Annotated in this window: 23 protein-coding genes; 11 read left to right on the top strand and 12 right to left on the bottom strand. The window is 70.7% G+C overall.

All coding sequences use genetic code 11. The annotated features are described in order from the left end of the window. Positions 1–298 precede the first annotated feature (298 nt). Positions 299–1,075, top strand: coding sequence for a DUF1194 domain-containing protein (locus tag DM194_RS22680; RefSeq protein WP_111069845.1), 777 nt, complete (start codon positions 299–301; stop codon positions 1,073–1,075). 27 nt (positions 1,076–1,102) lie between these two features. On the opposite strand, the gene DM194_RS22675 is transcribed toward DM194_RS22680, so the two are convergent. Further along, a complete protein-coding gene (locus tag DM194_RS22675) occupies positions 1,103–1,291 on the bottom strand; it encodes a hypothetical protein (protein WP_246024598.1) in 189 nt (62 codons plus the stop codon). Between the two features lie 289 nt (positions 1,292–1,580). Here DM194_RS22675 and DM194_RS22670 point away from each other — a divergent pair, with 289 nt between their 5' ends. Beyond that, positions 1,581–2,975, top strand: a complete 1,395-nt coding sequence (locus DM194_RS22670) for an ethanolamine ammonia-lyase subunit EutB (RefSeq protein ID WP_111069844.1) — start codon at positions 1,581–1,583, stop codon at positions 2,973–2,975. Then, a complete protein-coding gene (gene eutC / locus DM194_RS22665; RefSeq protein WP_111069843.1) occupies positions 2,972–3,736 on the top strand; it encodes an ethanolamine ammonia-lyase subunit EutC in 765 nt (254 codons plus the stop codon). Before DM194_RS22670 ends, eutC begins: the two co-directional genes overlap by 4 nt. A gap of 35 nt (positions 3,737–3,771) precedes the next feature. On the opposite strand, the gene DM194_RS22660 is transcribed toward eutC, so the two are convergent. The 3 genes from DM194_RS22660 to DM194_RS22650 all read right to left on the bottom strand — a co-directional run bounded on the left by DM194_RS22660 (position 3,772) and on the right by DM194_RS22650 (position 8,347). Next, positions 3,772–4,998: a polyhydroxyalkanoate depolymerase gene (locus DM194_RS22660; protein WP_111069842.1), complete on the bottom strand. Its 1,227-nt coding sequence runs from the start codon at positions 4,996–4,998 to the stop codon at positions 3,772–3,774. Between the two features lie 251 nt (positions 4,999–5,249). Beyond that, positions 5,250–6,059 carry an endonuclease/exonuclease/phosphatase family protein gene (locus DM194_RS22655; protein ID WP_111069841.1) on the bottom strand — a complete coding sequence of 270 codons (810 nt, stop codon included), beginning with the start codon at positions 6,057–6,059 and terminating at the stop codon, positions 5,250–5,252. Next, entirely contained in the window at positions 6,056–8,347 is a 2,292-nt protein-coding gene (locus DM194_RS22650) for a VTT domain-containing protein (protein WP_111069840.1), read from the bottom strand. The genes DM194_RS22655 and DM194_RS22650 overlap by 4 nt, the downstream gene beginning before the upstream one ends. A gap of 255 nt (positions 8,348–8,602) precedes the next feature. Here DM194_RS22650 and DM194_RS22645 point away from each other — a divergent pair, with 255 nt between their 5' ends. From DM194_RS22645 to DM194_RS22635, 3 genes are read left to right on the top strand one after another with little or no spacing between them, the layout of a single operon-like run. After that, positions 8,603–9,367: an ABC transporter permease subunit gene (locus tag DM194_RS22645; protein WP_111069839.1), complete on the top strand. Its 765-nt coding sequence runs from the start codon at positions 8,603–8,605 to the stop codon at positions 9,365–9,367. A 16-nt stretch (positions 9,368–9,383) separates the two neighbouring features. Further along, entirely contained in the window at positions 9,384–10,175 is a 792-nt protein-coding gene (locus DM194_RS22640; protein ID WP_111069838.1) for an ABC transporter permease subunit, read from the top strand. After that, positions 10,172–11,881: an oligopeptide/dipeptide ABC transporter ATP-binding protein gene (locus DM194_RS22635; RefSeq protein ID WP_111069837.1), complete on the top strand. Its 1,710-nt coding sequence runs from the start codon at positions 10,172–10,174 to the stop codon at positions 11,879–11,881. The genes DM194_RS22640 and DM194_RS22635 overlap by 4 nt, the downstream gene beginning before the upstream one ends. A 106-nt stretch (positions 11,882–11,987) precedes the next feature. On the opposite strand, the gene DM194_RS29005 is transcribed toward DM194_RS22635, so the two are convergent. Further along, complete coding sequence (locus DM194_RS29005; protein WP_111069836.1) at positions 11,988–12,611, bottom strand: cold-shock protein; 624 nt, start codon at positions 12,609–12,611, stop codon at positions 11,988–11,990. A gap of 255 nt (positions 12,612–12,866) precedes the next feature. Beyond that, positions 12,867–13,364 carry a YchJ family protein gene (locus DM194_RS22625; protein WP_111069835.1) on the bottom strand — a complete coding sequence of 166 codons (498 nt, stop codon included), beginning with the start codon at positions 13,362–13,364 and terminating at the stop codon, positions 12,867–12,869. Between the two features lie 204 nt (positions 13,365–13,568). Between DM194_RS22625 and DM194_RS22620 the strand changes: the two genes are divergently transcribed. The 4 genes from DM194_RS22620 (at position 13,569) to lhpI (ending at position 16,816) form a co-directional block, all read left to right on the top strand. Next, positions 13,569–14,234, top strand: a complete 666-nt coding sequence (locus DM194_RS22620; RefSeq protein WP_111069834.1) for a ribonuclease HII — start codon at positions 13,569–13,571, stop codon at positions 14,232–14,234. 89 nt (positions 14,235–14,323) lie between these two features. Continuing rightward, a complete protein-coding gene (locus DM194_RS22615; protein ID WP_111069833.1) occupies positions 14,324–15,406 on the top strand; it encodes a site-specific DNA-methyltransferase in 1,083 nt (360 codons plus the stop codon). Between the two features lie 88 nt (positions 15,407–15,494). Beyond that, on the top strand, positions 15,495–15,878 hold the full coding sequence (locus DM194_RS22610) for a dihydroneopterin aldolase (RefSeq protein ID WP_111069832.1): 384 nt from the start codon (positions 15,495–15,497) through the stop codon (positions 15,876–15,878). 35 nt (positions 15,879–15,913) lie between these two features. Beyond that, positions 15,914–16,816 (top strand): bifunctional Delta(1)-pyrroline-2-carboxylate/Delta(1)-piperideine-2-carboxylate reductase, encoded by a 903-nt coding sequence (gene lhpI / locus DM194_RS22605; RefSeq protein ID WP_111069831.1) that lies wholly within the window; start codon positions 15,914–15,916, stop codon positions 16,814–16,816. Between the two features lie 63 nt (positions 16,817–16,879). On the opposite strand, the gene DM194_RS22600 is transcribed toward lhpI, so the two are convergent. The 4 genes from DM194_RS22600 to DM194_RS22585 form a co-directional block, all read right to left on the bottom strand. Then, a complete protein-coding gene (locus tag DM194_RS22600; protein ID WP_111069830.1) occupies positions 16,880–17,368 on the bottom strand; it encodes a hypothetical protein in 489 nt (162 codons plus the stop codon). A 110-nt stretch (positions 17,369–17,478) separates the two neighbouring features. Continuing rightward, positions 17,479–18,177, bottom strand: coding sequence for a phosphatase PAP2 family protein (locus DM194_RS22595; RefSeq protein ID WP_111069829.1), 699 nt, complete (start codon positions 18,175–18,177; stop codon positions 17,479–17,481). Between the two features lie 80 nt (positions 18,178–18,257). Beyond that, positions 18,258–19,211, bottom strand: a complete 954-nt coding sequence (locus DM194_RS22590; protein ID WP_111069828.1) for a D-2-hydroxyacid dehydrogenase family protein — start codon at positions 19,209–19,211, stop codon at positions 18,258–18,260. Between the two features lie 13 nt (positions 19,212–19,224). Next, the gene (locus tag DM194_RS22585) at positions 19,225–20,205 is read right to left on the bottom strand and encodes a phosphoribosylaminoimidazolesuccinocarboxamide synthase (protein WP_111069827.1); all 981 of its coding nucleotides are present in this window, start codon (positions 20,203–20,205) and stop codon (positions 19,225–19,227) included. Positions 20,206–20,310: 105 nt separating this feature from the next. Here DM194_RS22585 and DM194_RS22580 point away from each other — a divergent pair, with 105 nt between their 5' ends. Beyond that, positions 20,311–21,075: a 4'-phosphopantetheinyl transferase family protein gene (locus DM194_RS22580; RefSeq protein ID WP_111069826.1), complete on the top strand. Its 765-nt coding sequence runs from the start codon at positions 20,311–20,313 to the stop codon at positions 21,073–21,075. Between the two features lie 44 nt (positions 21,076–21,119). Here the strand turns inward: DM194_RS22580 and DM194_RS22575 are convergent, their stop codons facing one another. Further along, positions 21,120–22,547, bottom strand: coding sequence for a S41 family peptidase (locus tag DM194_RS22575; RefSeq protein ID WP_111069825.1), 1,428 nt, complete (start codon positions 22,545–22,547; stop codon positions 21,120–21,122). Positions 22,548–22,858: 311 nt separating this feature from the next. Beyond that, complete coding sequence (locus DM194_RS22570) at positions 22,859–23,581, bottom strand: sugar transferase (RefSeq protein ID WP_246024597.1); 723 nt, start codon at positions 23,579–23,581, stop codon at positions 22,859–22,861. Positions 23,582–23,622 lie beyond the last annotated feature (41 nt).

Below are 23,622 nucleotides of genomic sequence, written 5' to 3'. Positions count from 1 at the left end.
TCGAAGCTTATGCGGACATGATCTGCCGGACGGAAACGGGCGCGGCGGATACGCCGGTCGGATTGCCCCTTACGGCTTGAGCTGTGCAGGCGATCGGGCTTTTTTCACCCATTAACAGTGACTCAGCCACGGATGGCGCCGGTCATTCCGGGTCGCGGCGGCGGCGGAGTACTCCGCCTTGGCCCTCTGTTGCGGCGGGAATCGCCCGGCAAGGCATGGACAGGGACCGTTCGCATACCAATCCTCAGTCCTTCGTCCGAGGCCAGGCGTCCGGACAGCCGTGGCGAAGGGGGTGCGTATGCGTGCATACCGTCTTTTGGCCCAACTCCTTGCCGGCCTCCCGGCCTGCGTCCTGATCCTCACGTCCTTATGCCTGTCCTTGCCCGCGGCACCGGCCGCAGCCCAGACGCCGGTGGATCTGGAACTGATCCTGGCGGTGGACGTGTCCGGCAGCGTCGACCCGGACGAGGCGAAGCTCCAGCGCAACGGCTATGTCCAGGCGCTGCTGAATCCGAAGGTGCAGGCGGCGATCCGCGGCGGTCCCTTCGGCCGCATCGCCGCCACCTATGTAGAATGGGCGGGGGAGAGCCACCAGCACACCGTCGTCGGCTGGACCGAACTGAGCGATACGCCCAGCATCGAACGCTTCGCCGGCATGGTGGCGGAGGCGCCGATGATGACGGAGCAATGGACCTCCATCAGCGCCGCCATCGACTTTGCCGTCCCACAGTTCGAGAACAATGGGTTCGAGGGCACGCGGCTGGTCATCGACGTGTCGGGCGACGGCGAGAACAACCGGGGCCGTCCGGTGGAGGAGGCGCGCGACGCCGCCGTCGCGCGGGGCATCACCATCAACGGGCTGCCGATCCTGAACGACCGGCCCAATCCGTGGGGCGGGGCGGCGCCGAACGACCTGGAGGGCTATTACCGTGACCATGTCATCGGCGGCCCCGGCGCCTTCCTGGTCCCCGCCCGCGACTTCGACGCCTTCGCCGACGCGATCCTCAGCAAGCTGCTGCTGGAGGTGTCGGGGCTCCAGCCCGCCGGGTGGGAACGGGACCTCGCGGCCCGCTGAGCGGGGCCGTCCGGTTTCGATAGGGCCTCAATCCACCGCACGGTCGATTGCGCGGCCGGCCTTTTCGGCCGGACCCGGCGGGTCGATGGCGTCCTTGATGCTCTGGCCGGCGTTGTCGATGGACTCGCCGGCCCGCTCGGCCGGGCCTTCATTTTGGCAGGCGGCAACGGCGACCAGCGGCAGAACCAGGACGGCGGTGCGCAGCAGCGTCAGCATGACGGTCTCCTTCTTGCGTGGCGCGCGGCGCCCGGTGGCGGGCGGCGCGCTGCGGTGCGGGATGAACGGAACGGCCGGGCTGCGGGTTCGGCCGCCTACCCGATTGCACCGCCGAAGGTCGCGCTTGGGCTGAAGCTTGCCCGGATGGGCTATTCTTTCCTCTTCCGGGACGGGAGAGGGACGTTTCCCCGAAGTTCGGACCCCGTCCGCATTTTGTGTTCTACGGTCAATTGCCCGCCCTTCGTCCCGTGCCATAATCGTCCCGGGATCAGACGGGCGGGAGGCCGGCATGGCTGGTTACCATTGTGATCTTGGGCGGCAGCGCCATCGTTTCGACGACCTGAAGGCGCTGATGGCCTGCGCCTCACCACGGCGGTCGGGGGACGAGTTGGCGGGCATCGCCGCCGACAGCGACGAGCGGCGGGTGGCGGCGCGCATGGTGCTGGCCGGCCTGCCGCTGAAGACCTTCCTGAGCGAGGCGCTGGTCCCCTACGAAACCGACGAGGTGACGCGCCTGATCATCGACCGCCACGATGCCGAGGCCTTCCGGCCGGTGGCGCACATGACGGTCGGACAGTTCCGCGACTGGCTGCTGTCCTACGAGGCCGACGGCGCGGCGCTGACGGCGCTCGCCCCCGGCCTGACGCCGGAGATGGCGGCGGCGGTGTCCAAGCTGATGCGCAACCATGATCTGGTCTGCGTCGCCGCCAAATGCTCGGTCATCACCCGCTTCCGCACCACGGTCGGACTGCCGGGGCGGCTGTCGAGCCGGCTTCAGCCCAACCACCCGACCGACGATCCGACCGGCATCGCCGCCTCCACGCTGGACGGGCTGCTCTACGGCATCGGTGACGCGGTGATCGGCATCAACCCGGCGACCGACAACGTTCCGGCCTGCATCGCTCTGCTGGAGATGCTGGACGCCGTGCGCACCCGCTTCGACATCCCGGTGCAGTCCTGCGTGCTGGCCCATGTCACCACGACCATCCGGGCGATCGAGCGCGGCGCGCCGGTCGACCTCGTCTTCCAGTCCATCGCCGGCACCGAGAAGGCCAATGCCGGCTTCGGCGTCACGCTGTCGCTGCTGGCCGAGGCGCAGGAGGCCGCCAAGGCGCTGAAGCGCGGCACCATCGGCGACAACGTGATGTATTTCGAGACGGGGCAGGGATCGGCGCTGTCGGCCGACGCCCATTTCGGCGTCGACCAGCAGACCGTGGAGGCCCGCGCCTATGCCGTCGCCCGCGCCTTCGACCCGTTGCTTGTCAACACGGTGGTCGGCTTCATCGGCCCAGAATACCTCTATGACGCCAAGCAGATCACGCGGGCCGGGCTGGAGGACCATTTCTGCGCCAAGCTGCTGGGCGTGCCGATGGGCTGCGACGTCTGCTACACCAACCATGCCGAGGCCGACCAGGACGACATGGACGTCCTGATGACGATGCTGGCGACCGCGGGCGTCAATTTCCTGATCGCGGTGCCCGGCGCCGACGACGTCATGCTGAACTACCAGAGCCTGTCCTACCACGACGTGCTCGGCCTGCGGCATCTGCTGAAACGCCCGCCGGCCCCGGAGTTCGAGGCGTGGCTGGACAAGGCCGGCTGGCTCGACGAACAGCGCCGCCTGCCGCCCTGGCCCGATCAGAGCCCCGTCGTCTCCGCCCTGCTGGGGAGCGCGGCCCGATGAGCGACGCGCAAAAAGACCCCTGGGCGCGCTTCCGCAGCGCCACCCGCGCCCGCATCGCGCTCGGCCGCAGCGGCGACGCCCTGCCGACCGGGGCGCTGCTGGAGTTCCAGCTGGCCCATGCCCGCGCCCGCGACGCGGTACACAGCGCGGTCGATTTCGACCGTCTGGCCGCCGACCTCGCCCCGCTGGAAACGCTGCGCGTCCACAGCGCGGCCGCCGACCGGCCGACCTACCTGCGCCGCCCGGACCTCGGCAGGCGGCTGGACCCGGCCAGTGCGGCGGCCCTGCCGGGCGGAGAGTGGGATCTGCTGTTCGTGATCGCCGACGGGCTGTCGGCCGCCGCGGTGCAGGTGAACGCGGCGCCGCTGGTCCATGCCTGCGTGGCGCGGCTGGGGCATCCGCGCATCGGCCCGGTGGTTCTGGCCGGGCAGGCGCGCGTGGCGTTGGGCGACGAAGTGGCGTCGGCCATGGGCGCCCGGCTGGTGGCGCTGCTGGTGGGCGAGCGGCCCGGCCTGTCGGCCGCGGAGTCGCTGGGGGTCTATCTGACCTGGGATCCGAAGCCCGGCCGCGCCGATTCAGAACGCAACTGCATTTCCAACATCCATGCCGACGGCCTGTCCATCGGAACGGCCGCCGACAAGCTGTGCTGGCTCGCGACCGAAGCGGCGCGGCGTAGACTCACGGGGGTCGCCCTGAAGGAGGACGCCCCGTCCCTCGCCGGCCCGGATGATGGCCGATTGAGCGGGGCTATCGAGGGGTGATGGGGCGTCCGTAGCCGGCGGCCCCCCCATCGTTCTCACTCCCCGTCGTGGCTCCGGATGAAGCTGCGGATTTCCGGGAGGATGGCTTCGCGCCAGCGGCGGCCGTTGAAGATGCCGTAATGGCCGACGCCCTTCTGGAAATGCGTCTTGCGCATCCCGTCCGGCAGGGACGAGCACAGGCGCTGCGCCGCGATGGTCTGGCCGGGGGCGGAGATGTCGTCCAGCTCGCCTTCCACCGTCATCACCGCGGTCTTGCGGACCGCCGCCGGCTCCACCTTGCGGCCGCGGGACACCATGGTGCCGTTGGGCAGAGCGTGCTTCTGGAAGACCGTCTCGATGGTCTGCAGGTAGAACTCCGCCGACAGGTCCATCACCGACAGGTATTCGTCGTAGAAGCGGCGGTGCTGCTCGGCCGAATCGCCGTCGCCGCGGACGAGGTGGCGGAACAGCCCGACATGCTCGTTGATGTGGCGGTCGAGGTTCATCGACATGAAGCCCGACAGCTGGATGAAGCCCGGATAGACGCGGCGGAAGGCGCCCGGATAATAGACTGGGACCGTGGTGATCACGCTGCGCTCGAACCACTTCAGCGGGCGTTCCATCGCCAGCTTGACCGGCACCGTCGGGTTGGCCATCGGGTCGATCGGGCCGCCCATCAGGGTCATGCTGCGCGCCTGCACCGGCTCGTCCGCCGCCGCCATCAGCGACACCGCCGCCATCACCGGCACCGCCGGCTGGCACACCGCGATGACGTGGGTGTTCGGCCCCAGGAAGCGGATCAGCTCCGCCACCGTGTCGATGTAGTCGTCCAGGTCGAAGCGCCCGGCCGACATCGGCACCAGCCGCACGTCGATCCAATCCGTGATGTACACGTCGTGGTCGCGCATCAGCGCCTCCACCGTGCCGCGCAGCAGCGTGGCGTGGTGGCCCGACATCGGGGCGACCAGGAGCACCTTCGGCTGGCGCGGCGTGCCTTCCGGCTTGGCGAAGTTCAGCAGCTTGCAGAAGGGCGATTGCCAGACGAACCGTTCGGTGACCGGCACGGTCTGCCCGTCGACCACCGTCTCGGCCAGCCCGAAGGCCGGCTTGCCGAAGCGGCGGGTCGTCCGTTCCACCAGCTCCGCCCCGGCGGCGACCGCCCGGCCGAGCTTGGTGTAGGACATCGGAACCAGCGGGTTCTGGAAGGTGTGCTGGGCGGCTTCGGCCCAGAAACGCATCGGCCGCATGGCGGCGTGCTGCATGTCGTACAGGTGATACAGCAAATCAGATCCTCACGTCACGGCAACCCCCGGTCGGCCAGGGTTCCTTATTCTTTCGACCACTTATTGATCGTATTACCAACCATATCCTTCGACAGGGGTCGCGTATAGGTCAAGAGCCTTTTCGCATTTGCAAAGCTCTGTTGTTAAAAGAACATTGCAGTGCACAAAAAATTATCAACCGCAACGATCCCGCTATGACCTCGGCGTGCGGCTCCGTTGGTCATAGCGACGTTCGGGGAAGCGCCTGACGATCAGGGGACGGCCAGAACGGCGCGGACCGGCAAATGGTCCGATGCCCTGCGGGTCAGGATGCTGCGCACCACCTCGAAAGCGGGGATTTGCAGACCCCCCGTCACATAGATGCGGTCGAGCCGCAGGGTCGGCATGCGGGCGTGGAAGCTGCGCGGGTTGGCGACGTCGGAGAAGGAGGCGGCCAGATGGCGCAGCCGCGGCGAGCTGGGCGTCCATTCGTTCAGGTCGCCCATGAACAGGGTGGGCAGCTCCGGCTGGTCCAGCACCCGCGACAGTATGTCGCCGACCTGCTTGGCCCGTTCCCAGGGGTCGAGGCCGAGATGGGCGACGATCACCCGCACGGGGCGGCCCTCCACCTCCACCACCGCGTCGATGGCGCCGCGCGGCTCGCGCTTGCCGACGGAGAGGTCCATCGTGTCCATCGAGCGCACCGGCAGGCGGGTCAGCAGGCAGTTGCCGTAATGGGCGCGTTCGTTGTGCTTGGTCGGGCCGGCATAGGCCTTCATGCCCGTGTGCCGTTCCAGGAAGTCGAACTGGTCCAGCCCCGATTCGCCGCGATGGTGCCAGCCGACCTCCTGCAGCCCGATCAGGTCGACATCGAGGTCGCGGATCACCTGGGCGATGCGGTCGGGCGCGAATCGGGCGTCCAGCCCGACGCAGCTGTGGATGTTCCAGGTGGCGACGCTGAACGCGGTCATGCCGTCCGGGATCGGGGAACTGCGGCGGTCGGCGGGGCGGGGACGGCGGGCACGGGCTGCGCGCAACGCGGCGGCGATGCGCTGGACACGTTCACGGCTGAAACGGATCACGGTTCCAAAATCCTTTCGTCTGGCCTGTCGTCTTCCCGGTCATTTTCCTGTGTCCTCGGCCCGGCCTTCCGTCCCGACCGGCCGAGCAGCCGGCTCGTCAGCCAGCCGAGCCCGATCGCCACCCCGCCCATCGCCACCAGCAGCGCGATGTCGGCGACGCCGGGGTTGCCGATGGTTCGTTCAAGCTGGTGCCCGAGCAGGTTGAAGGCAAGGATGCCGGGCGCAAGACCGACCATCGTGCCGATCACATAATCGCTGAAGCGCAGCTTCGACACACCCGCGGCGAGATTGACCAGGGTGTAGGGCGCCACCGGCACGGCGCGTACGCCGGCCACCGCGGCGATGCCGCTGTCGGCCAGCTTCTCGTTGAGCCGCGCGATCAGCGGGCCGGCATGCCGGTCCAGCAGGTCGCGGCCCACCATCCGCCCGGTCCAGAACATCGCCACCGCCGAGGCGACCGCCCCGCCCATGGCGGTGGGGAAGCCCCACCACGGGCCCATCACGATGGCGGTGGCGGCGATCAGCACGGTCAGCGGGAACATGACGTAGCCGCCGGCGACATAGGCCAGGATCACCCACAGCGGCGCCAGCGGGCTGTCGCGCAGGGACTGGAAGACCGCCAGCACGGCGTCCAGCGTCGCCCATTCGCTCAGCGCGGTGTAGCGCCACATCCCCCACAGCCCGACGAGCGCCAGGATTCCGGCCAGCATCAGCCATTGGCGGGTGCGCGGGATCCGCGACGGCAGCACCCGGCGCACGATGTCCACCGCGTCGACCGGGTGTTCGGGATCGAAGACGCGGACGTCGGCGACGGCGGCGGCCAGCCCGTCCGGCTCGGGGTCGTGCAGCGGCTCCAGCGTGCGGCCCATCGCCTTGCGCCCCATCGGCTTGCGCAGCGACTCGATGGCCGCGGCGAGCGAGCCCAGCCGCCGCTGCGCCGACGCCACCGCGGCCGGGCTGGTGCCGAGATGCTCGGCGATCAGGTCGTTGCGCGTGTGGCGGATCGCCCGGCGGGTCTCGGCCTCCTCCGGCCCCGGCCCGGCTTCCAGCGCCAGGTCGCATTCGGTGTCGAGGCCCATGGAGCGGTTGTTGAGGTTGGCGGAGCCGATGCGCAGCAGCCGGTCGTCCACAACCATGACCTTGGCGTGCACGGTGATGCAGGCGCCGCCGTCGGTCAGCGCGGCGAACATGTGGAAGCGGCCGTGCCGGTCCGCCTCGCGCAGCTCGCGGGTCAGCCGGGCGCGGGCGCCCAGCATGACGGTGTTCTCAAGCCAGCTGGTGGTGCGCACCGGGTTGACGACGATCACCTCCGGCCCGTCCTCCTCCGCCAGCCGGGCCTTCAGCGCCTCGGCCACCGCGCTGGAGGCGAAATACTGGCTTTCCAGGTAGATGACCTCGCGCGCCGCGGCGATGGCCTCCAGATAGAGCGCCTCGACCTCGCGCACCGCCTCGCGTCCGTTGCAGGCGGGATCGGTGCGGGCGATGCCGACGCTCACGCCGCGCAGCAGCGGCTCCAGTCCCGGCGGCCAGGGGTCGGCGGCCAGCGGATAGCGGCGGGCCGGGCGGCCGGGCGACGGGGCGGGGGGCAGCAGCGTCTCGCCGGTCGCCCGCGCCCAGCGTTCGCGGAACATCTCGCCCAGCGCGCGGGCGGCGTTGCCGTCGACCGCCATCATCACGTCGTGGAAGGGTTCGTAATGCTTGCCGTCGGGCTGGCGCCGCCGCGGGTCGTCGGCGCGGTGGGCGCGGGTGTCCCAGCGGTTGGCGGTGATGTCCAGCCCGCCGCAGAAGGCGACCCGGTCGTCGATGACCAGCAGCTTCTGGTGATGGCAGGCGCCGGTCGGATGGTCGCCGTCCAGCCGGTATTGCAGGCGCCGGTGGGTCAGCCAGTTGCGCAGCATGAAGGGGTGCGACCAGCGGGCGAGGTCGAACAGCTCCGCATAGTCCCATTTCAGCACATGGATGTGCAGGTCCGGCCGCGTCGTCGCCAGCCAGTTCAGCAGCGTGCCCAGCCGGTCGGGCCGGCGCGGCCGGCGCGTCTGCGGCATCAGGCGGATGCGGGCGTCGAAATCCCAGGCGGTCAGGTAGATGGTGCGCCGGGCCCGCCGCATGGCGGCCTTGGCCAGCGCGAAGTAATCCTCGCCGTCGACGATGACGCCCAGCCGCTCCGTCTCCTCCACCCGCCAGCAGGTCCGTCCCGGTTCCAGGATCGGCCGCGGCACCCCGGCTGAACCGGTGGCGTCGGACGGCGGTCCGGTGAAGGGGAGCGGCTGAGGCGTGTGGGCGTACATGGGGACCGGTCGGCTGTGTGTTCTGGGACATAACATCTGGGAAGGCCTTTCCCTCCCCGCCCTCAGCCATTTGGTGAAAGCCGCCGGGAATTGCAGCCATCCCGGCCACGCTGCCGGTCGAAAAATCCGGGCGGGGCGGCTTTTCCGCCCCGGTTCCGGGACAGGCGCCAATTTTGTTGCCCCATGGGGGCAGGGGCGCTTACGGTCGCATGACGCACCCCCATATGTCGTATTCCATCCTTTATCGCCCCTCCGATGCCGCGCCCCCTGATCCGCCGCCTGATCGATGCCGTGCCGACCGCCATCCTGCCGATGGCGGCGGGGATCGGACTGTCGGCGCTGGTGGCGCCGCAGCCGGACGCCGCGGCGGCGCTGCTGCGCGGGCTGGCGGTGACGCTGCTGCTGACCCTGCCGTCGCTGGCGGTGGGCACCGCGCTGGGCGCCCTGGCCGGCTCCTGGGCGGCGGTGGCGCCGCGCTCCGCCGGCGGGCTGATCGGCCGCTTCCTGGCCGGGGCGGGGCCGCTGCTGCCGGGGTTCCTGCTGGCCGCCGTCGCTGCGCTCGCCGTGCGGGCGGGGGCGTCGGCGGCGCCGCTGGGCTGGACGGCGCTCGCCATTCCCGCCGCCTGCCAGGCGGCACGGCTGTCGCGCCCGGCGATGGAGCGCGCGCTCGGCGCCGGGCCGGAGGGCGACGCGGTGCGCATGGCCCGCGGCCTGGGACTGGACGAACGCATCGTGCTGCGCCACCACGCCCTGCCGCAGGCGGTCGCCCCGGTGATGGGGGGGCTGCGCGCCGCGGTGCTGGCGTCGGTGGTCGGGGCGGTGGCGCTGGAGAGCCTGTTGGACCTGCCGGGGGCGGGGGCGCTGATGATCGACGCCGCCCGCGCCGGATCGGCGGCGGGGGCGCTGCCGCCGCTGGTGGCGCTCTGCGGGCTGACCGCGCTGCTCGGTGCTCTCGGCCTCGCCGCGCGCGACTGGATCGATCCGGCCAACCACAGCTCCACGCCCTATGACGGGGCGTGACGGACGAAGGAACCCGATGGCCGAGTTCGAGCATTCACCGCTGTCCCATCCGGTGCCGCCGCGCGCCGGCTTCGCCCGTGGCCTGTCCGGGGCGGCGGTGCTGGTCGCCCTGGCGCTCGCCTCGGCCGCCGCGCCGCTGATGGCCGACGGCGCCGTCATCCAGCGGCTGGGCGCCGATCCGGTGGCCGCCGCCCTGCTCGACGGGCGGGGCAGCCTGTCCTTCGCGCTGCTCGCCGCGGTGCTGGGCGGGGCGCTGGGCATCGGCTGGGCCCTGCTGGCCGGGCTGCTCGGCAAGCTGTCGGGCGCCCGGGCGGAGCGGCGGACCATCGCCGCCGCCCACCGGCTGGCCGGCCTGCCGCTCGCCCTGCTGGTGCCGCTGACCGGCGGGCTGGTGGGGGAGGTCGGGCCGCTGGCCGTCGTCACCGCGCTGACCGCCGCCCCCGCCGTCGCCGCGCTCGCCCATGCCGAGCTGTCGGCGCTGCTGCGGGCGGAGTTCCTGACCGCCGCCCGCGCCGCCGGCCTGCCGGAAGGCGAGGTGCTGCGCCGCCACCTGATCCCCAACGCGGCCCGCCCGCTGCTGGCCGCCGGGACGCTGGCCCTGCCGCGCGTGCTGGCGGCGGAGAGCGCGGCCAGCCTGCTCGGCCTCGGCCTGCCGCCGGCGCTCGGCAGCTGGGGTGCCTCGGTCGGGCTGGCCGCGCGGCTGGGCGATCCGGTGGCCTTCGTTCCGCCCGCCCTGCTGCTGGCGCTCGCCCTCTGGGCGGCCTGCGCCATCGCCGATGCCGCGGTGGCGGGAAGCCGCAAGCCATGAACCACATCGCCCCCAAAGCCGCGCCGGTGGAAACCGAGGGGCTGACCCTGATGCTGGGCGACCGCGTCCTGCTCGACCGCGCCAGTCTGCGGGTGGAGCGCGGGGAGGTGCTGGCGATCACCGGCGGTGCCGGCAGCGGCAAGACCGCGCTGCTCGCCGCGCTCGCCGGCCAGCCGCCGGCCGGGCTGGGCATGGCGGGCAACGTCCGGGTCGAGGGGCGCCTGCTGATCGCCCAGGGAGGCCGTCTGGCGCCGCGCCGGCCGCTCGCCCTGCAGGTGGCGGAGGTGGTCGGCCATCATCTGGGGCTGGACCTGCGCGGCGCGTTGCGCCGGATGGCCGACGGGCTTGACCGCATGGGCGTGCCGCCCGCGGCCCGCCGGTTCGACCTGCCGCCCGAACAGCTGCCGGACTCCCTGCGCTGGGCCTGCCTCTTCGCCATGGCGGCGGCGGTGGCGCCGGCGGTGCTGCTGGCGGACGCGCCGGCCGCCGGGCTGGACCCGACCGTGCGGCTGCGCCTTCTCCACCGGCTGGCCGACTGGGCGCGGGCGGACGGGGTGGCGCTGATCCTGGCCGGACGGCCGGAGGACGGCGTGGCCGGTCCCGCCGACCGCGTGCTGTCCCTGCGCCGCGGCCGGCTGCTGCCCTACGAGCCGCCGCGCATCGCCCCGGCGGCGGCGATGGAGGCGCCGGGGACCGCCCGGCTGCATGCCCGCGGCGTCGGCATCGCCTATCCGCTCGCTCCCGGCCCGAAGGGGGAGGCGCGGACGCTGACCGTTCTGCACGGGATCGATCTGGATGTCGGCCTGGGGGAGACGGTTGCCCTGCTTGGCGAGACCGGCAGCGCCAAGGCGACTCTCGCCCGTTCGCTGCTGTGCCTGCCGCCGCCGACGGCGGGGGCGGTGGTGTGGATGGGCCGCGATCTGGTCGCCGCCGCCGCGCCGCCTGACGGTGGGGCCGGGGAGGATGCGGATCCCGGCGGCCTGCGCCGCGCCCGGCGCGACCTGCAGCCGCTGTTCCCCGACCCGGCCGCCTCCTTCGATCCCGCCATGACCATCGGCGCCCAATTCGCCCTGGCGCTGGAAAGCCTGCGTCCCGACATCGCCGCCGACCGCCGCGACCTGCGCATCGACGAGGCGTTGGAAGAGGCCGGGCTGCGTCAGGACACCGCGCTCCGCTGGCCCGGCGGGCTCGGCAAGGCGGAGGCCGCCCATGCCGGGCTCGCCCGCGCCCTGCTGCCGGAGCCGCGCATGCTGATCGCCGACGAGCCCGCCGCCGGCCTGTCGGCGGAGGAGCGCGACGCCTTCCTCGACCGCCTGACGGCGGTGCGCGACCGGCGCGGCCTGGCGCTGGTGCTGGCGACCGACCGCTATCTGGAGGGACTGCGCGATGCCCATCGCGGCATCGTCATGCTGTCGGGTCGGGTGGTGGAGAGCGCCGATTCCGAGACGCTGAGGACGGCGCCGCTGCATCCCTATAGCCGGGCGATGCTGGCCGCGGCCCTTGGCGAGCGGCCGGACCTGGAGGGCGACGCGCCGTCGGCCTTCAACCCGCCCGGCGGCTGTGCGCTGCGCCGCCGCTGCCCGCTGGCCCGCGATTTCTGCGCCCAGGCCGTCCCGGCGCTGGAGGAGGTGGCGCCCGGCCACCGCGTGGCCTGCCATTACTGGGAGACCGCTCACGACGAGGGTGAGCCTGCGCGGGATTCGTGAACCGTTGCGGCGGCAGGGGGCCGGGCAGGTTTCCGGGTCCGGGCATGAAAAAGCCCCCGCTCCGGTGGAGCGGGGGCTTTTTCACATCACAACGACCGATGAGAGATCAGGCCATCTCGATGCGCTGAGCCTCGGGGCCCTTGGCGCCCTGGCGGATGGTGACGCGGACCTGCGCACCGTCATCCAGGCCGCTGATGCCCGACCGCTCCAGCGCACGGATGTGCACGAAGATGTCCTTGCCGCCGGTGGACGGGGCGATGAAGCCGAAGCCCTTCGACACGTTGAACCACTTCACCGTGCCGTCGACGGTCTCGCCGCTGTCCGAGTCGCCGTAGCTGTCGCCGCCGTAGCCGCCGGAGCTGTAACCGCCACGGCTGCCGCCGCCGTAACCGCCGCCGCCGTAACCGCCGTCGTTGCCCCAGCTGTCACGCTCGCGCGGGGCGCGCGGGCGGCTCGGAGCGGCGGTCGAGGTGTCGACCGCGTGGATGGTGGCCACCTGCGGGCCCTTCGGGCCGCGCGACAGGTCGCAGGTGATGGTGGCGCCTTCGGGCAGGCTGTCGTGTCCGCAGAACTGCAGAACCGTGGAATGCAGGAAGGCATCGGGCGAACCGTCGTCGGGGGTGACGAAGCCGAAGCCCTTGGTGGCGTTGAACCACTTGACGGTAGCGCGGATGTCGCGCTGGGTAATTTCAGGAGCGCGGAAGGAAGAGCGCTGCGGACGGTCGAACATCAGTATCGTCTCATCTGTCGTGTTAAACCCCATCCCGGCAAAGCACCAAAGAGGGAGACCCGGAACAGGGCCAGCGAAGGATGATCGCTTCCGCCCCATAATTCAATCGTCATTCCGCGATTCGGCCATGCGCGCATGACAAAAGCGCCGCCGCCGCCCATTTGCTGGGCGGGGCGGGGCGATTTCGCCGAAATTGTGCAGGTGCAGCGTGACGAATCACCCGCGACTCAGGGTCCGGCCGTCACGCATGCCGGCTCAGGCGCCGTGGCACTTCTTGTACTTCTTGCCGCTGCCGCAGGGGCAGGGGTCGTTGCGGCCGACCTTCGGGCCGCTGCGCGGACGGGCGCCGAGCTGCCCGTCCACATAGAACCAGCGGCCGTCCTGGTGGGTGAAGCGGCTGGTCTCGTGGTGGGTCATCGGCTTGCCGTTCATGCTGAACCGGGCGACGAACTCCACGATGCCGTCGCTGTCGCCGGGCTGGCCGGCCTCGGTCGAGCGGATCTCCACGCCGGTCCAGACGCTGTTCTTGGCCCAGGTCTCGATCTCTTCACGGTTGAAGTCGTCGCGGGTGCTGGGCAGCAGCGTGTCGTGCAGGTAATCGATGTTGCCGGTGGCGAAGGCGGAATAGCGCGAGCGCATCAGCGCCTCGGCCGTCGGGGCGGGCATGCCGGCCAGATAGGGACCGCAGCAGGCGTCCAGCGGCTTGCCGGAACGGCAGGGGCATTCGGCGGCGGTCTGGGTCGTGTCGGTCATGGCCTGCTCTCGGGGGTGATGGCGTGGTCCGGCGTCGCGAGCCGCCGTCCCGGACGGGGCGGGCAGGCTTGCGGGGCGCATCCATAGCGCAGCCATACGCCGCTTCTCAAGAGCTTGGTTGACGCAAGTGGGCGCGGCCTTGCGCCCGGATTCCGCTGCCGCTATCAAGCGGCCCCATCCCTCCTTCCGGAAGGCCGTCCGCCGATGCCTGCCAAAGCGCCCCGCAAAGCTGCCGCTCCCCGGCAGCGCCCCGATCTGTCGCTGGAGGCCGGCTTCGGTCCCGGCCGCCGCGTCTGCGGCATCGACGAGGTCGGGCGCGGTCCGCTCTGCGGCCCGGTGGTCGCCGCCGCCGTGGTCCTGCCGCCCGAAGGGCTGCCGCCGGAGATCGCGGCCCGGATCAATGACAGCAAGGCCGTCATCCGCCGCCTGCGCGAGGAGATCGAGCCGGCGATCCGCGCCCATGCGCTCGCCTTCGCCATCGCCGAGGCGTCGGCGGCGGAGATCGACGAGCTGAACATCCACAGGGCGACGCTGCTGGCGATGAAGCGGGCCTATCTGGCGCTGCCCGGTCCGACCCCCGACGCGGCGCTGGTCGATGGCAAATTCACCCCGGACATCGCGTGCGAGAGGGTGGCGGTCGTCAAGGGCGACAGCCGCAGCCAGTCGATCGCCGCCGCCTCTATTCTCGCCAAAGTGGCGCGCGACAGCGAGATGTTGCGGTTGTCGGCCCAGTATCCACACTATGGATGGGATCGAAATGCCGGCTATCCGACGCCAGAGCATCTGGACGCGCTGACCCGCCATGGTGTCACGCCGCATCACCGAGTCAGTTTTGCACCAGTGAAACGGCAAAAGGCACTAAGCGGTTGAGCCTTCGTCACTTGGCAAAGAAAGCTGTTGACGGCGACTCGGCCGCGACTCATTGTCCGGCCGAGTCCCAGTTCTTTGCCGGTCGTGAAATGCTCCCTGAAAACCGTATCCTGGTCGGCGATTGCGTCGCTCTCATGAACGATCTGCCGCCCGCGTCGGTCGATCTCGTCTTCGCCGATCCGCCCTACAATCTCCAGTTGGGCGGCGAGCTGCTGCGGCCGAACCACACCCGCGTCGCCGGGGTGGACGACGAGTGGGACAAGTTCGACGATTTCGAGACCTACGACCGCTTCACCCGCGACTGGATGACGGCCGCCCGCCGCATCCTGAAGCCGGAAGGCTCGCTGTGGGTGATCGGCAGCTACCACAACATCTTCCGCGTCGGCGCCACGCTGCAGAATCTGGGCTTCTGGATTCTGAACGACATCGTCTGGCGCAAGACCAACCCGATGCCGAACTTCCGCGGCACCCGCTTCGCCAACGCCCATGAGACGATGATCTGGGCGGCCCGCGACAAGGATGCGCGCTACCGCTTCAATTACGACGCGATGAAGAACCTCAACGAGGATCTTCAGATGCGCAGCGACTGGCTGCTGCCGATCTGCAGCGGGTCTGAGCGCCTGCGCGACGAGGACGGCAAGAAGACCCACCCGACGCAGAAGCCGGAATCGCTGCTGTACCGGGTGATCCTGTCCTCGTCCCGTCCGGGCGACGTGGTGCTCGATCCCTTCTTCGGCACCGGCACCACCGGCGCGGTCGCCAAGCGGCTCGGCCGCAAATGGATCGGGCTGGAGCGCGACGACACCTACGTCAAGGCGGCCCAGGCCCGCATCGACGCGGTGGAGGAGGCGCCGGACGCCGCGATCCTCGACACCCCGCCCAAGCGCGCCGCGCCGCGCGTCCCCTTCGGCTGGGTGGTGGAACGCGGGCTTCTGCGCCCCGGCTCGACCCTGTTCGACCAGCGTCGCCGCGTCGCCGCCCGCGTGCGCGCCGACGGCACGCTGATCGGCTCCGGCCCGCGCGGCGACCATCGCGGCTCGATCCATCAGGTGGGCGCGGCGATGGCCGGCCTGCCGGCCTGCAACGGCTGGACCTTCTGGCATTATGAGGAGGGCGAGGATCTGCGCCCGATCGACGTGCTGCGCGAGCGCATCCGCTCTGAAATGCACTGACACCCTCCCAGATCTGTCCATCCGTTATGGGCATCGGCCGGGACGGCTGCTTGGCAGCGGTGGCGTTGCCGTGTTAGGGCTGTCGCCCATGAACAAGCTCTTCGCCACCGTCACCGCCCCGGTGCCGCGCTCGGCCCCGGCGGCGCTGTCCACCCGTTGTTTCGTGCGCGATCTGGTGTTGGACGCGCTGATCGGCGTCTATGCCCATGAACGGCTGAAGCCCCAGCGCATCCGCCTGAACCTGGACCTCGAGGTGATCGCCCCCGGCGTCACCGGCGAGGACATGGCGACCATCGTCAAGGGCGTGGTCACCCAGGGCCACGTCACGCTGGTGGAAACGCTGGCGGAGCGCATCGCCGAGCGCTGCCTCGCCGACGCGCGGGTGACGATGGCGAAGGTGCGGGTGGAGAAGCTGGACGTCTTCCCCGACGCCGCCAGCGTCGGCGTGGAGATCGAGCGCGCCCGCGCCTGACCCTTTTCCATTCCATAGAGAGGAAGCCGCCTCCCGTGTCGTCGCTCGCCGTCCTTACCGCCGAACAGACCGCCGCCCGTCTTCCTTTCCCCGCGCTGTGCGACGCGGTGGCCTCGGCCGCCCGCGACTATGCCGCCGGCCGCATCACCAGCCCGGAACGGCAGGTGCTGCCGCTGCCGGACGGCGGCGTGCTGCTGTCGATGCCGGCCACGGCGGCTGACATCGCCATCCACAAGCTGGTGAACGTCAATCCCGGCAATGGCGCCAAGGGCCTGCCGACCATCCATGGCGTGGTCAGCGCCTTCGACGCCCTGACCGGCGCCCCCCGGGTCATTCTGGACGGCCCGACCGTCACCGCGCGCCGCACCGCCGCCGTGTCGATGCTGGCGATCCGCACGCTGGCCCCGGCTCCGCGCCATGTGGCGCTGCTCGGCGCCGGCACCCAGTCGGCCGGCCATGTCGCCGCTCTCGCCGCGCTCCATCCCGGCATCCGCGTCGACATCCACAGCCGCAGCCTGGACAGCGCCACCGCCTTCTGCGCCAGGCAGGAAGCGCCGGGGGTGGAGTTGCGGCCGATGAGCGGCGCGGTCGATCCGGCGGCGGAGGTGGTGATCGCGCTGACCACCAGCCTGTCGCCCATCTATGACGAGACGCCGCGCCCGGACCGCCTGCTGGTCGGCGTCGGCGCCTTCAAGCCGGAAATGGCGGAGTTCGGCCCGACCGCCGTCCATGGCAGCGAGCTGTTCGTCGACGATCCCGCCGGCGCCCGCCACGAAGCCGGCGACTTCATCCAGGCCGGCGTGGACTGGGCGGCGGTCAAGTCGCTGGTCGATGCGCTCGACGGCCGCGCGACGGACGGGCGCCCGCGCCTGTTCAAGAGCGTCGGCTGCGCGGCCTGGGATTTGGCCGCGGCGCGCTGCGCGCTGGGGCAGGGGTAAGGGCGCAGGGGAGGGGGCGCAGGGATAGGGGAGGGGTATTGGCCCCGAGCCGAGCCCGCTCCCTCACTCCAGCGCCGGTTTCATCCGCTGGCCGACGCGCCGTTGCGTGTCGACGGCGGCGCGCAGGCGGTCGCGGGCGGCACCCCGGCTGCCGGCTGCCGCGGCCGGACGCAGGCCGTTGAGCGCCGCCAGGAAGTTGGAGCCGGCGCGCGCTTTCGGTTCGACCGCCTCGCGGGGCAGCGACAGCATTTCCTGCGTCACCGCCTCGCGGTCGGCGCTACGGTCGGCGGTCTTGCCCTTCGCTTCGGCGCGGGCCTGCTGCGCCTCCACCCGCGCGCGGGCGACGATGCGTTCGCGCAGGTCGGTGTCGAGCGTGCGGAAGACGCGCGACGCCTCGGCCAACTCGCGTTCCTGCCCGCTGTCGAGGGTACGCTTCAGGGCGTTCGCCAGCAGGCGGCATTCCAGGACGCCGGGCACCCGCTCGCGCTCCACCGCGCGGGCAAGGACGCCAACGGCTTCAAGGGTTTCGCGGTCGAGTGCGCCGTGAGGCATGATGCGGCTTGGTCCGAAAGGGTTAGGGCCGACACTATCGGCGGGCAGGCCTCCGTATTCAACCCGCTTGTTAACCTTTTGTGCGCCGCACCCGCCCGGTCGGCGGCCTCTCAGCGCCCTGCCGTCGCTTCCGGCCGGTCCTGCTCCACCGCGCCGCGCCGCTGCAGCCATTCGGCGACCATCCAGCAGAAGGCTGCCCAGGCGGCGCCGACGCTCCAGCCGGCGAGCACGTCGGTCGGCCAATGGACGCCCAGATAGACGCGGCTCGCCCCGATGACGAGCGTCAGCAGCATCGCCCAGGTCAGCAGATAGGCCTTGGTCCGCCGGCCCTCGACGAACTGGGCCAACAGGGCGCCCAGCGTCAGGTACACCACGGCCGACTGCATGGCGTGGCCGCTGGGGAAGCTGGCGGAGATCACCTGATCGCCATGCGGCACCAGATCGGGGCGGGCGCGGTCGAACAGCATCTTCAGCAGGGTGCTGAGCGTTCCGCCGCCGCCGATCGACACCAGGACCAGCAGAGCCGCCGCCCGCTTGTGCAGCAGAAGCAGGAAGCCAAGCGTGGCGACGGTGACCATGGTGAGGATGGTGGTGCTGCCGAGCGAGGTGATGTCCCGCGCCATTCGTGCCAGCCACCATGGGCCGCCGGGCTGGTCCGGGTTCAACGGGTCGCGCAGGGCCAGAAGCAGGCTCTTGTCGAAGGCGCTGGTTTCGCCCTCCATCACCTCGCCGGCCAGTTCGACGAAGCCGAACAGCAGGCCGGCGACCACCGACATGCCGATCAGCATGCCCAGCTGATGCCGGCTCATCCTTGCCCAGAAGCCGCCCCGGCCGCCGTCTGCAACCCTCTCCCGCCAGCTCACCGGTGCCCTCCGTCCCTGTTTCCCGTTCAGCCGGGAGAGAGCAGCCGCACCGGTGAACCGGCCGTCCAGGCCAGGATGTCCTCCAGCGCGTCGCGGTAGAACACCGCGTAATTCTCCCGCGTCACGTAGCCCAGATGGGGCGTCAGAACCGTGTTGGGAAGGTCAAGCCAAAGGCTGTCTTTCGGCAGGGGCTCGATGGGGAAGACGTCGATGCCGGCGCCGGCGATATGGCCGTGGCGCAGCGCATGGGCCAGCACCGCCTCGTCCACCAGACCGGCGCGCGAGGTGTTGACGAGGAAGGCCGTCGGCTTCATCGCGCTGATCTCCGCCAAACCCACCACGCCGCGGGTGCGCCCGCTCAGAACCAGATGGATGCTGACCACATCGGAGGCGGCGAAGAGATCGCGTTTTTCGACGCGGGTCACGCCGGCGGCGGCGGCGCGTTCGTCGGTCAGGTTGGGGCTCCAGGCCGCCACCTCCATGCCGAAGGCCTGGCCGACCTGGGCGACCCGGGTGCCCAGCTTGCCCAGCCCGACGAGGCCCAGACGCTTGCCGGCGAGATCGCCGGTCAGGCCGGTCTGCCAGTGGCCTTCGCGCAGGGCCCGCTCTTCAGCGGGGATGCGCTTGGCCAGCGCCAGGATCAGGCCCCAGGTCAGTTCCGCCGTGGGCGTGCCGACCATGCGGGTGCCGCAGACGGGGATGCCGCGGGCGGCGCAGGCCGCAAGGTCGACGGCATTGTTGCGCGCACCGGTGGTGACCAGCAGCTTCAGGTTCGGCAGCCGGTCGACCAGGGATGCCGGGAACGCTGTCCGTTCCCGCATGATCACCAGCACGTCGAAGGGCTCCAGCGCCGCGGCCGCCGCCGTCTCATCGCCCAGCGGCCTGTCGAAGACCGTCAGGTCGCTCCCCGCCGGCAGCTGCGACCAGTCGGCGAGGTCGCGCGCGACCCCCTGATAATCATCGAGGATGGCGACGCGCATGGAGCCCGCCCTCTTACTTGGTGAAGTAGGGCGCCAGATTGGCGCGGATGCGGTCGAGCACCGGGACGGCGGTCGCCGGCACCTCGAACGGGCGGCCGGTGATGGTCTCGCCGGCTTCGATGTAGACGCGGGCGGCTTCCAGCACCACGTCGGCGGGGATTTCCGGAACGTCCTGGGTGTAGGGATCGCAGCGGGCGACGACCCAGTTGCGGACGAAATCCTTGTCGAAGCTCTCCGGCTTCTCGCCGGCCTCGAACCGCTCCTGATAGCTGCCGGCGAACCAGTAGCGCGAGCTGTCGGGGGTGTGGATCTCGTCGGCAAGCAGGATGTTGCCGTCCTCGTCGAAGCCGAACTCGTACTTGGTGTCGACCAGGATCAGGCCGCGTTCCGCCGCCATCTCCTGGCCGCGGGCGAACAGGGCCAGCGCCTTGTCCGACACCTCGTCCCACTGGGCGCGGGTCAGCAGGTTGCGCTCCACGATCTCGGTCGCGGTCAGTTCCTCGTCATGGCCGGCGTCGAAGGCCTTGGTGGTCGGCGTGATGATCGGGGTGCCCAGCTTCTGGTTCTGGCGCAGCCCGTCGGGGAAGATGTGGCCGTACATCTCGCGCCGGCCCTGCTTGTACATCGACCAGATCGAGGTGCCGGTGGTGCCCGCCATGTAATCGCGGACCACGACCTCGACCGGCATGATGGTCAGCCGCTTCGCCACCACCACGTTGGGATCGGGGTATTCCAGGACGTGGTTGGCGCAGATGTCCTTCGTCGCCTCGAACCAGAAGCGCGCGGTCTGGGTCAGCACCTGCCCCTTGAAGGGGATGGCGGTCAGGGCGCGGTCGAAGGCCGACAGCCGGTCGGTGGTGATCAGGATGCGCCTGCCGTCCGGAAGGTCGTAGTTTTCACGCACCTTGCCGCGGTAATGATTGGGCAGCTCCGGGATGAAGGCGTCGCGAAGAACGTTGGTCAGGTGCGGGGCGAGCAGGGCGGTGTCAACCATGGGATCCTGGTCCGGATGCAGGGGGGCGGATGCGAGAGGCGCGCATGATACCCGAAACCCCTGCCGGAACCAGGGCGCTAATTCAAGAGGGAGGACCGCTGTCCGATGCATGACGCAATCATCGCGGAGCCGCCGGGCGGGCGTGCCGGCGACTATGTCCCGAGGCCCGGAACCGTCCGCGTCTGGTTCGCCGATCTGTCGGGACTGGCCGCGCACAAGGCGGCGTTTCGCGCCCTGCTCTCCGCCGACGAGGTGGAGCGTGCGGACCGGTTTGTGATGGAACGGCTGACCGACCGCTTCGTGCTGCGCCGCGGGCTGCTGCGGCTGTTGCTGGGGCGCTGCACCGGCCGCGATCCGGCGGGGCTGGTCTTCGACTACGGAACGCACGGCAAGCCGGCGCTGCCCGGCGGTCCCGCCTTCAACCTCAGCGACAGCGAGGACAGCCTTGCCATCGCGGTGGCGGCGGAGGGGCGGATCGGCGTCGACATCGAGCGGCTGCGCCCGATCGAAAGCGCCGACGGCATCGCCGACCGCTTCTTCCATGCGGCCGAGCGGTCCGCCCTGCAGCGGTTGGCGCCGGATCGGCGGGACGAGGGGTTCCTGCTGGCCTGGACGCGGAAGGAGGCATTCATCAAGGCGGCCGGCGTCGGGCTGTCGATGCCGCTCGACGAGTTCGCGGTGGAGGTGACACCGGGCGCGCCGCCGGCCCTGCTGGAGATCGGCGAGGGGCTGCGCGGCGAAGTCGGCGTGCCGGGCGACTGGAGCCTGTTCGACTGCCGGGTTCTGCCGGACACCGTCGCCGCCATCGCGGCGCATGGCACCGGCTGGACGGTGGAGACGCGGGTGATGGATGAGGGGTTCGTGGGATAGGAAAACGCCCTCTCCCCTCGGGGAGAGGGGAGCTCAGACCTGACTCACTCCCCGCCGGCCAGGGTGCCGGTCAGGCGGTTGCGGATGGCGGAGACGGCGCATTCCAGCGGACGGTCGTCGTCGGGGCGCGGGGCCTTGTCCATCACGTCGGGGCACATGTCCTCCGCCATCCAGACCTGCGGCTTGGGCGGGGTCGGGGCATTGGCGTCGCAGGTGGCGGGATCCGGGTGGGTTTCCTCGGTGTTGCCGTGGGTCGGTTTGACCTCCAGGTTCGGCGAGACGCCGAAGCAGTCCACCAGCGCCCCCGATGGGCGGTAGTAGCGGGCGGTGGTCAGGCGGATGCCGGTGTCGGCGCTGAGCGAGGAGATCGTCTGAACCGACCCCTTGCCGTAGGAGCGGGAGCCGAACAGCAGCGCCCGGTGATGGTCCTGCAGGGCGCCCGCCACGATCTCCGACGCGGATGCCGAGCCGCTGTTGATCAGCACCACCACCGGCAGCCCGGCCAGCAGGTCGCCCGAGGTGCCGCGGTAGGAGCGGGATTCCTCCGGGTCGCGGCCGCGGACGGACACGATGTCCACCGTCTCCAGGAAGCGGTCGGCCACCTGCACCGCCTGCTCCAGCAGGCCGCCGGGGTTGTTGCGCAGGTCGATGACGGCGCCGGTCAGCCGGCCCTTCGCCTGCCGGCGCATGTCCTCGATCGCCGCGTCCAGCGCCGAGGAGGTGGACTGGTTGAAGGTGGCGATGCGGACATAGGCGACATTGCCCTCCAGCCGGTAGCGGACGGGCTGGATCTTGACGATGGCGCGGGTCAGCGAGACGCGGGTGTTGGCGTCGGTCGCCGGCGGGCGGCGGATCGACAGGGCGACGGAGCTGCCGACCGGGCCGCGCATGCGGGCGACGGCGTCGTGCAGGTTCAGTCCCTTGACGGCCACGTCGTCGATGCGGGCGATCAGGTCGCCGCTGCGCAGCCCGGCGCGGGCGGCGGGCGAGCCGTCGATGGGGGAGACGACCTTGATCAGGCCGCTTTCCTCGTCCATCGTCACCTCGATGCCGAGACCGCCGAACTCGCCCTGGGTCTGTTCGCGCAGGTAGCGGTAGCGTTCGCTGTCGAGAAAGCTGGAATAGGGGTCGAGCGAGCTCAGCATGCTGTCCAGCGCCGCTTCGGTCAGCACGCGGTCGCTGGCGCGCGGGTTCTCCGCCTTCTTCTTCTTCAGCCCGTCCTCCGCCTTGTCGACCAGCATCTGCGGGTCGAAGGGCTTCACATGTTCCGTCAGAACGCGGCGCATGGCGTCGGAAAAGAGGACGTAGTTGCGGTCGGCGGAAGACAGGGAGCCGTAGCCGCGGATCTTCGCGAAATCGGTGCGGTAGCGGTCGAGCGCCGCGACGGTGTCGGCGCGGCTGGCGGGCGCCACGGCGCAGGCGGGCCCGATCGCCACCATCATCAGCAGCAAGGCAGCCAGCAGCTTCGCCATCCTAGGCCCCTCTTGACTGGCCGGTCCAGCCGGCGGTCTTACGCTCATCGTTCACTTATACCAGTGTTTCGCCGGTTGGGGTTTTGCCGGTTGGCACGACCCTAGCACGTCGTTCCGCCATTCTCAAAGTGCACCCCGGTTTCGGCAAGAGTGTCATGCGGCAGGCACAGTCGCGGAGGACGGCCGCCAAGTGACGGCCGCCGGCTTCCCTTACCGGAAATGGTGTGCGCAGACAGCAATGTCGCGCGCCCGGATGGGACGCGCGGCCGGTGTGAAGGGATGAGTGCTTTCGGAGAGTGGAAGAAGGACGGTCAGTAGGCGCCGCTGCCCTTCACCACCACCCGCACGGTGCGCAGCATGATGCCGATGTCCGTCCAGAAGCTCCAGCCCACCACATAGGCGGTGTCGAGCTGGACGCGGCGCACGTAATCGACGTCGCTGCGGCCGCTGACCTGCCACAGCCCGGTCAGGCCGGGGCGGCAGCGGGTGTAGAAGGGAAAGCAGGCGCGGTAATAGGGAACCTCGTCGTCGATGATCGGGCGGGGGCCGACCAGGCTCATGTCGCCGCGCAGGACGTTGAACAGCTGCGGCAGCTCGTCCAGGCTCGACTTGCGCAGGAAGCGGCCGACCCGGGTGATGCGCGGGTCGTTGCGCAGCTTGCGCGCCGTCAGCCATTCGGTGCGCGCCGTCTCGTCGGTGGCGAGCAGCCGCTCCAGCACCTCGGCGGAGTTCACCACCATCGAGCGGAACTTCAGGCAGGTGAAGGACCGTCCGTCGGCGCCGATGCGCCGGTGGCCGAACACCGCGGGCCCGCCGTCGCGGGCCACCATCCAGGCCAGCACAAGCATCAGCGGCCCGAACAAGGCGAGCAGCCCCAGGGAGCCGACGATGTCGAAGGCACGCTTGACGCGATGCCTGTGCAGGGGTGGGCAACCGGGAAGCCGGTCCATCGCCTGCATCGCCGACCGGGTCCCGGCCATGCGGCCGGGGTCCAGACGGGGAGCGCCCAAAAGGGCGATGTTGGACAACGCCATAATATTCTCTCGTCGCTGAACGTCTCTGGTCAGGGCATAGG

This window comes from Azospirillum ramasamyi (genome assembly GCF_003233655.1).
GTDB classification, from domain to species: domain Bacteria; phylum Pseudomonadota; class Alphaproteobacteria; order Azospirillales; family Azospirillaceae; genus Azospirillum; species Azospirillum ramasamyi.
Note: the sequence above shows the minus strand (reverse complement) of the source record. Positions and strands in the feature narration are given on the sequence as shown.